The sequence below is a fragment of the Litorisediminicola beolgyonensis genome (assembly GCF_042679605.1).
Lineage (GTDB): Bacteria > Pseudomonadota > Alphaproteobacteria > Rhodobacterales > Rhodobacteraceae > Litorisediminicola > Litorisediminicola beolgyonensis.
Genome location: NZ_JBHTMU010000044.1, coordinates 25,779 through 32,929, shown reverse-complemented (window position 1 = coordinate 32,929; position 7,151 = coordinate 25,779). Strand labels below are relative to the sequence as shown.

The 7,151-nt window shown below is 67.2% G+C and carries 8 protein-coding genes and 1 pseudogene; 4 read left to right on the top strand and 5 right to left on the bottom strand.

The genetic code is table 11. The annotated features are described in order from the left end of the window. Nucleotides 1-374, bottom strand: a pseudogene (locus tag ACFQ4E_RS17880) (hypothetical protein); the annotation flags it as partial. A 141-nt stretch (nucleotides 375-515) separates the two neighbouring features. Here ACFQ4E_RS17880 and ACFQ4E_RS17875 point away from each other — a divergent pair. Beyond that, nucleotides 516-1,196 (top strand): thiamine diphosphokinase, encoded by a 681-nt coding sequence (locus ACFQ4E_RS17875; RefSeq protein ID WP_386805895.1) that lies wholly within the window; start codon nucleotides 516-518, stop codon nucleotides 1,194-1,196. Here the strand turns inward: ACFQ4E_RS17875 and ACFQ4E_RS17870 are convergent. Beyond that, nucleotides 1,193-2,098 (bottom strand): DMT family transporter, encoded by a 906-nt coding sequence (locus tag ACFQ4E_RS17870; protein WP_386805894.1) that lies wholly within the window; start codon nucleotides 2,096-2,098, stop codon nucleotides 1,193-1,195. The genes ACFQ4E_RS17875 and ACFQ4E_RS17870 overlap by 4 nt on opposite strands. A gap of 95 nt (nucleotides 2,099-2,193) precedes the next feature. Between ACFQ4E_RS17870 and ACFQ4E_RS17865 the strand changes: the two genes are divergently transcribed. Both ACFQ4E_RS17865 and ACFQ4E_RS17860 read left to right on the top strand, forming a co-directional pair. Then, on the top strand, nucleotides 2,194-2,739 hold the full coding sequence (locus tag ACFQ4E_RS17865; RefSeq protein ID WP_386805893.1) for an REP-associated tyrosine transposase: 546 nt from the start codon (nucleotides 2,194-2,196) through the stop codon (nucleotides 2,737-2,739). A gap of 372 nt (nucleotides 2,740-3,111) precedes the next feature. Further along, a complete protein-coding gene (locus tag ACFQ4E_RS17860) occupies nucleotides 3,112-3,267 on the top strand; it encodes a hypothetical protein (RefSeq protein ID WP_386805892.1) in 156 nt (51 codons plus the stop codon). 93 nt (nucleotides 3,268-3,360) lie between these two features. On the opposite strand, the gene ettA is transcribed toward ACFQ4E_RS17860, so the two are convergent. Both ettA and ACFQ4E_RS17850 read right to left on the bottom strand, forming a co-directional pair. Continuing rightward, nucleotides 3,361-5,016: an energy-dependent translational throttle protein EttA gene (ettA, locus tag ACFQ4E_RS17855; RefSeq protein ID WP_386805891.1), complete on the bottom strand. Its 1,656-nt coding sequence runs from the start codon at nucleotides 5,014-5,016 to the stop codon at nucleotides 3,361-3,363. Between the two features lie 163 nt (nucleotides 5,017-5,179). Then, entirely contained in the window at nucleotides 5,180-5,644 is a 465-nt protein-coding gene (locus ACFQ4E_RS17850; RefSeq protein ID WP_386805890.1) for a GNAT family N-acetyltransferase, read from the bottom strand. A 39-nt stretch (nucleotides 5,645-5,683) separates the two neighbouring features. Here ACFQ4E_RS17850 and ACFQ4E_RS17845 point away from each other — a divergent pair, with 39 nt between their 5' ends. Beyond that, nucleotides 5,684-6,151, top strand: coding sequence for an MOSC domain-containing protein (locus tag ACFQ4E_RS17845; RefSeq protein ID WP_386805889.1), 468 nt, complete (start codon nucleotides 5,684-5,686; stop codon nucleotides 6,149-6,151). A gap of 14 nt (nucleotides 6,152-6,165) precedes the next feature. Here the strand turns inward: ACFQ4E_RS17845 and ACFQ4E_RS17840 are convergent, their stop codons facing one another. Continuing rightward, nucleotides 6,166-7,131, bottom strand: a complete 966-nt coding sequence (locus ACFQ4E_RS17840) for an MBL fold metallo-hydrolase (protein WP_386805888.1) — start codon at nucleotides 7,129-7,131, stop codon at nucleotides 6,166-6,168. Between the last annotated feature and the right edge of the window lie 20 nt (nucleotides 7,132-7,151).

Genomic DNA, 7,151 nt, shown 5'->3' with positions numbered 1-7,151 from the left:
GGGGCTGCAGGCGCGGGCGCGGGTGCGGCGGCGACCGGGGCGCGGGGCTCGTCGGAATGGGTCAGATCGGGGGCTGGGGCAGGTGCAGTCGGGGCGGCAGGTGCGGCGGCGGCTCCGGCGAGTTGCGGGCGGAGCACAACGGAGCCGTTCTCGAGCCGGGCCTCGACCCGTCGCGCGATCTCGCGTTCGGCAATGCGCGCCAGCATCTCGGCATCGGGGGTCGGGGGTTCGGCGCCGAAATACCGGTCGTCCTGGGCGAGGTCCCGAAAATACTCGGCAATCGCCTTCATCGTATCGAATGAATCGTCAAAACCTTCGAGGGTGCACGAGAACGTGCCGTAAGACACCGTTAGAATTTTGCTCGAACTGACCATGTCGCCGCTCGCTTTCGCTAAATTTCGCAACACTGTGTTTAGAATGATCGGGGGGACCAAAGCGTCACGAATCTGTGCCCGGGACCGTATCATTTCATGGCCCTATTGTGATCTGTTTCCCCCGCTGGCAGGAATGCGACCATGTCACCGGTGATTGTCTCTGTTTCGGAAAAACTGCTGCTGGTCGGTGGCGGGGACATCGACAATGACGCGCTGGCCACCGGATTGTCGGGCGGAGCGACGGTGGTGGCCGCCGATGGCGGGGCGGCGGCGGTCCTGGCGCATGGCAGAGTGCCCGACGCGGTGATCGGCGACATGGACAGTCTTGCGCCCGAGATTGCCTTGCAACTGCCCGAGACCCGGCTTCACCGGATCGACGAGCAGGACAGCACCGATTTCGAGAAATGCCTGAGCCGGGTGCGCGCGCCGCTGATCGAGGCGCATGGGTTTCTGGGCGCGCGGCTCGATCACCAGCTGGCGGTTCTGACCACGCTGGCGCGGTTTCCGGCGCAGCGGTGCATTCTGGTGGGAGACGAGGATGTGGCCGCGCTCTGCCCGCCCGAGCTTGCCCTGGCGCTCGATCCCGGCAGCCGGGTGTCGCTCTGGCCTCTTGGCCCGGTCGAGGGGCGCTCCGAGGGGTTGCGCTGGCCGATCGAGGGGATCGGGTTCGAGCCGCATGGCCGGGTCGGCACGTCGAATGTCGCGGAAGGCGCGGTGCGGCTTGTTCTTGGCGCGCCGCGGATGCTGGTGATCCTGCCGCGCGCCGTGTGGGGCGTGCTCGAGGCCGGGCTCATCGCGGCCCCGGCCTGGCCCGATCTCTAGCCGAGCGGAGCTGCGGGCGGGCGCAAATCCTTGCGTTCGCGCAGGACGATATAGAGGCCCGCGACGATCGTGATCGCGATGCCGGTCTGCGCCAGCGGGTTCGGCCAGTCTCCGAAGATCAGCCAGCCATAGAGCGTCGCGATCGGGATCTCGAGATATTGCATCGGCGCCAGCGTGGTCGAGGGTGCGTAGCGCAGCGACCAGCTCATCAGGAGGTGGCCGATGGTTCCGAGCGCGCCGAGGCTCGCGACCAGGGCCCAGATCTCGGTGGGCAAGGGATGCCAGTCGAAGCCGGGGCCCGAGAGAGCGAAGAGCGGCAAGAGCAGCACCGTCGCAAGCGCGCCGGACAGCGATTGCAGCGCGACCGGTTCGATGCGCTTGGCGATCCGGCGGGTGGTCAGCATGAAGAGCGCGAAGGTCACCGCAACGCCCAGCGGCAGGAGCGCCGCGGCGCCGGTGTCGCGGAAGGCGGGCTGGACCACCAAGAGCGTGCCAACAAAACCCGCCGCGCAGGCGGCGAGGCGGCGCGGGCCGACCTCTTCGCCGAGAAAGAGATGCCCGAGGAGCAGGAGCAGGAACGGCATCACGAAGGCGATGGCGATGGCGTCGGCGAGCGGGAGATAGCGCAGGGCCGTGAACATCAGGCCGATCCCAGCGATGTGCAGAAGCGTCCTCAGAAGCAGCATGCCGAAGAGCGACCTGTCCGGGAGGAGCGTCCCGCCCTTGCGCAGCGCGACCGCGAACGGCACCATGAGAATCGCCTGGAACGCGAAGCGCAGGACGACGAGCTGCAGCACCGGAAGCGCGCCGGTCAGAAGCTTCGCCACGGCGTCGGCCAAGGGCGCCATCAGGCAGAAGGCCAGCATGAGGAGAAGGCCGAGAAGCGGGCGATCGGGTGTCATGGCGCGTTTCTATCCGGGTCGCCGCGGGCGGGCAACGCGGCGCGGGTCTGCTGCGCGTGAGGGGTTTGGTAACCCCGGTCTGTCACTTTGGGGGCATGGAACGAGTCGCTTATCCCGAGACCGCGGTTTATTTCGACGTCTGTCTGGCGCGGCTGGGCGTGACGCTCCTGACGGATGAGGTCGCGATCCTGCGGGCGTCGGTCCGGGAGGTGCGGCGCAAGCGGCCCTTCGGGATCGGCGCCTGGGTGGTGCTGCCCGACCGGATGTGCGCGATCTGGCACGTGCCCAGGAGCGACCCCAATTACGGACAGCGCTGGGGCGCGATCAAGGCGCGGTTCTCGCGCGATCTGCGGCGCGCCGGCCGAGCGCCGGACTGGGCGTTCGCAGAGCCGGGACCCAAGGGTGAGGTCGGGATCTGGCAAAGGCGGTTTTCGGATCACGTGATCCGGGGAAGCGGCGATTACGACGATCATTTGCGGCGCTGTCTGGGAAGTCCCGTGCGGATGGGCCTTGTCGCGCGGCCCGAGGATTGGGCGTTCAGCTCGATCCACCGCGATATGCGCGAGGGGCGGAAGCGCGCCTGTGGTGTTGACGGTGTGCGCCAGCGGAGCGTGCCTCCCGGTGACCCGGTGACCCGGTGACCCGGTGACCCGGTGACCCGGTGACCCGGTGACCCGGTGACCCGGTGACCCGGGTCGAGGCGCGGCCTGGATCGAAATGGAGTTAACGGACAGAAGGGGGTGCGCTGAAATGAGAGACTGCGTGGGCCACGCCGGATGCGCGCCGAGGGCAGGCAGGCGGAAAAAATTACCAATGGGCAACTTGTTACCGTCGGGTTGCGGGCGGTCTCGTGGCGGTTTTTTGAGGAGAGCACGCGTTGCTCTCATGGGTGCGATGACGCGAGAAAAGCTGTGTCCGCAGGTGCGGGCTCTGGATACGGGAACCTTGGTTGGGGGAGGGTGGTTGGGGTTCAAACGTGTATTTCACGCGTTTGATTTCCGGAGGAGAAGGCCATGTCCCTGAAAGGTATCGTCAAGCGCGTCGTGGGCGCTGTTGCCCGCTCGAAGACCGGCAGTACACCTGCGCGCAATCGGCCGGTGAAGCGCCATCAAAGCACCGAGGCGCAGGCGGTGAAATCGGTTGCACGTGCGGCGAAGAAGAAGCTTTAGGCCGACCGACCGCCGTATCCCTGAGCGACAATGGCGGCCTCTGTCGAGGCCGCCATTTTCCGTTTCGATCCCGCGGGTTAATCCGACCGCTTGTCAGCGGGTGAACTTCTTGAACTTGACCCGCTTCGGCTCGAGCGCGTCCTCGCCGAGGCGGCGCTTCTTGTCTTCCTCGTAATCCTCGAAATTGCCTTCGAACCACTCGACATGGGCCTCGCCCTCGAAGGCGAGGATATGGGTGCAGATACGGTCGAGGAAAAAGCGGTCGTGGCTGATGACCACGGCGCAGCCGGCGAAATCCACCAGCGCGTCTTCGAGCGCGCGCAAAGTCTCGACGTCGAGATCGTTGGTCGGTTCGTCGAGAAGCAGCACGTTGCCGCCGGACTTCAGGAGGCGCGCCATGTGCACGCGGTTGCGCTCGCCGCCCGACAAGAGCCCGACCTTCTTCTGCTGGTCGCCGCCCTTGAAGTTGAAGGCGCCGCAATAGGCGCGGGAGTTGATCTCTGCATCGCCGAGCTTGATCAGTTCCGCGCCGCCGGAGATCGCCTCCCACACGGTGTGGTTCGGATCAAGATCGTCGCGGGACTGGTCGACATAGGCCAGTTCCACCGTGTCGCCATATTCGATGGCGCCCGCGTCGGGGGTTTCCTGGCCGGTCAGCATCTTGAAGAAGGTCGACTTGCCGGCGCCGTTCGGGCCGATCACGCCGACGATGCCGCCCGGCGGCAGCGAGAAGCTTAGGTCCTCGATCAGGAGCTTGTCGCCCATCGCCTTTTTCAGACCCTCGATCTCGATCACCTTGGAACCGAGGCGCGGGCCGTTGGGGATGATGATTTGGGCGCGGCCAACCTTTTCGCGCTCGGACTGGCTGGCCATTTCCTCGTAGGCCGAGATCCGGGCCTTGGACTTGGCCTGGCGGGCCTTCGCGCCCTGGCGCATCCATTCGAGTTCGCGCTGGAGGGTCTTCTGCTTGGCCTTGTCCTCGCGGGCTTCCTGCTCGAGGCGCTTGGCCTTCTGTTCGAGCCAGGCGGAGTAATTGCCCTCGTAGGGAATGCCGCGGCCGCGGTCGAGTTCGAGAATCCAGCCGGTGATGTCGTCGAGGAAATAGCGGTCGTGAGTGACGCAGAGGATGGTGCCCTTGTAGGCGATCAGGTGGTTTTGCAGCCAGGCGATGGTCTCGGCGTCGAGATGGTTGGTCGGTTCGTCGAGAAGCAGCATGTCGGGCGCTTCAAGGAGGAGCTTGCAGAGCGCCACGCGGCGCGCCTCGCCGCCCGAGAGGGTCGAGACGTCGGCGTCGTCGGGCGGGCAGCGGAGCGCCTCCATCGCGACGTCGATCTGGCTGTCGAGATCCCAGAGATCGTTGCTGTCGATCTCGTCCTGGAGCTGGGCCATCTCCTCGGCGGTCTCGTCCGAGTAGTTCATGGCGAGCTCGTTGAAGCGGTCGAGCTTGGCCTTTTTCGCGGCAACGCCGAGCATGACGTTTTCACGGACGGTGAGCGCGGGGTCGAGCTTGGGCTCCTGCGGGAGGTAGCCGACGCGGGCGCCTTCGGCGGCCCAGGCCTCGCCCGAGAAGTCCTTGTCGATCCCGGCCATGATCCGCAAGAGCGTCGACTTACCGGCGCCGTTGACTCCGACGACGCCGATCTTGACGCCGGGAAGGAAGCTCAGGCGGATGTTTTCAAAGCATTTCTTGCCGCCGGGATAGGTCTTGGAGACCCCGTCCATGTGATAGACATACTGGTAGGCTGCCATGGCCGTGTCGTCCTTCGGATAGGTTCGGATCGCGGGATTGAGCGTCTCTCTAGTGGATTTGGCGCGGCGCTGGAAGGGGGCCGGAAACCGAACCGGTTTCCGCGCGGAAACCGGTTCGGTTTCCGGCCCTCCTGTGGCGATGTCGGCGCCTCGCAGGGCGGGATCAGAGCCCCTTTTCGAACCAGTGGGTGGCGAAGCGCTCGCCATTGAAATCCGCGATCTCCTGCCAGCCGGTCTTGCGGTAAAGCGCGATCGCCTCGGTGAGCGTCTCATTGGTGTCGAGGCGGAGCGTGGCGATGCCAAGGGCGCGCGCGGCCGCTTCGGCCTCGGCCATCAGGCGGCGGCCGAGACCCTGGCCTCGGGCGGTCTCGCTGATCCAGAGCCGCTTGATCTCGGCCTCGGTGGGCCCCGAGCGTTTCAGCCCGACGCAGCCCAGGACCTCAGCGCCCGCTCTCGCCAGAAGGAACGTGCCGCGCGGCGGGCGCATGTCGCGCGCCTCGGGGTCACGGCTCAGCGTGACGTCGAAGCCGTCGGGGAAGCGCGCGTCGAGCACCGCGTAATAGGCCAGAAGGCAGGCGCGGGCCTCCGGGCCTTCGGGATCGGCGGGAACTATCGTGGCATCGCTCATCACAGGCGCTATCTGAGCCGCGCGACGGGGAGGGTCAAGATGTCCGAGCTTCGGGAGATGATCGAGCGGGTGGCACAGCCGGGTCGGCTGGTCTGGATCGGGCTCAGGCCGGGGCGGCGTGGCGCCATCCGTATGGTCGATGCGGTCGAGATCGGGGCCGATGGACTGGCCGGGGATCACGGTCGGGCGGGCAAGCGCGCGGTCACGCCGTTCCAGGACGAGCATCTCGCCGCGGTCGGAAGCTTTCTCGGCCGCGCGCCGCTGGACCCGGCGCTCTTGCGACGCAACCTCGTAGTCGCGGGGATCAACCTCTCGGCGTTCAGGGGGCGATGTCTCCGGATCGGCACGGTCGAGCTCTGCGTGACCGGCGTCTGCGCGCCCTGTTCACGGATGGAAGAGGCGCTGGGGCCGGGCGGCTATGCGGCGCTGCGCGGTCATGGCGGCTGGTGCGCCGAGGTGCGGCACCCGGGCCGGATCGCGCTGGGCGATCCGGTCCAGGCGGCCTGAGGCTGCGCCGAGGCTCAGAGGCTGTAATCCCAGTGCGCGGGGATCATGCGGTAGCCTTCGCCGTCGGCAGTGATGTTCACGAGACCCGGGAAGCCGATATGCGATCCGGCGACCATCAGGCGGTCGGCGGCGACCCGGTCGAGGGTCTCGCGCCGCGTGGCGACCGCCTGATCGGGATCGACATCGAAGCCGATGGCGACGCCGGGGCGGGCCAACTGCACCGGCGCGACATGCACGATATCGGCCCAGATCAGGAGCGACGCGTCGCCCGAGGAGATCATGTAGCCGGTATGGCCGGGCGTGTGGCCGGGCAGCGGCATCGCGGTGATGCCGGGAGCGACCTCGTCCTCGCCAGTGATGATCTGCAACCGCTCGCCATAAGCCGAGAGCACGTTTCCGGCGAGACCCGCGAAGGTCTGCATCATCTCGGGCGCGCCCGAGAAGTCGCCGGTCCAGAAGGCGCGGTCGGCCTCGTGCACGGCAAGCTCGGCATTGGGGAAGAACGCAGCGCCGTCCTCGCCCAGGGCGCCCGCGACGTGGTCGGGGTGCAGGTGGGTCGCGAGAAGCTTGGTCACGGCGCCCGGCTCGACGCCTGCGGCGGCGAGGTTCTGCGGCATCTTGCCGAGGCTCGGGCCCATCGCCGAGGCGGTGCCCGCATCGACCATGATCGTCTGGTCGCCGGTCTCGATCAGGAAGCAGTTCACCGCCGAGGGGAAGGTCGCGGGGTCGCGGAAGGACGCGGTCAGCAGCTCTTCGTAGTCGGGCGCCTCGATGCCGATCAGGTTCTCCGGCCCGATATGCAGCGATCCGTCGGCGATGGCCGTCACGGTGATGTCGCCCACCGCGAAGCGCTGGACGGCGGGCACCTGGCCGCCGGACATGGCGTGGGCCTCGGCAGAGGCGGGGCGGGCCGCGAGCATCGGGCTCGCCAGGGCGGTGGCCGCGAGCGGGGCTGTTGCGAGGAAATCGCGTCTCTTCATGGTCTGGGTCTCTCTTGTGT

Bases quoted from the DNA above. Each gene is read 5' to 3' on its own strand.
- ACFQ4E_RS17875 (WP_386805895.1), top strand. From the start codon at position 516: ATGTCACCGGTGATTGTCTCTGTTTCGGAAAAACTGCTGCTGGTCGGT.
- ACFQ4E_RS17870 (WP_386805894.1), bottom strand. From the start codon at position 2,098: ATGACACCCGATCGCCCGCTTCTCGGCCTTCTCCTCATGCTGGCCTTC.
- ACFQ4E_RS17865 (WP_386805893.1), top strand. From the start codon at position 2,194: ATGGAACGAGTCGCTTATCCCGAGACCGCGGTTTATTTCGACGTCTGT.
- ACFQ4E_RS17860 (WP_386805892.1), top strand. From the start codon at position 3,112: ATGTCCCTGAAAGGTATCGTCAAGCGCGTCGTGGGCGCTGTTGCCCGC.
- ettA (WP_386805891.1), bottom strand. From the start codon at position 5,016: ATGGCAGCCTACCAGTATGTCTATCACATGGACGGGGTCTCCAAGACC.
- ACFQ4E_RS17850 (WP_386805890.1), bottom strand. From the start codon at position 5,644: ATGAGCGATGCCACGATAGTTCCCGCCGATCCCGAAGGCCCGGAGGCC.
- ACFQ4E_RS17845 (WP_386805889.1), top strand. From the start codon at position 5,684: ATGTCCGAGCTTCGGGAGATGATCGAGCGGGTGGCACAGCCGGGTCGG.
- ACFQ4E_RS17840 (WP_386805888.1), bottom strand. From the start codon at position 7,131: ATGAAGAGACGCGATTTCCTCGCAACAGCCCCGCTCGCGGCCACCGCC.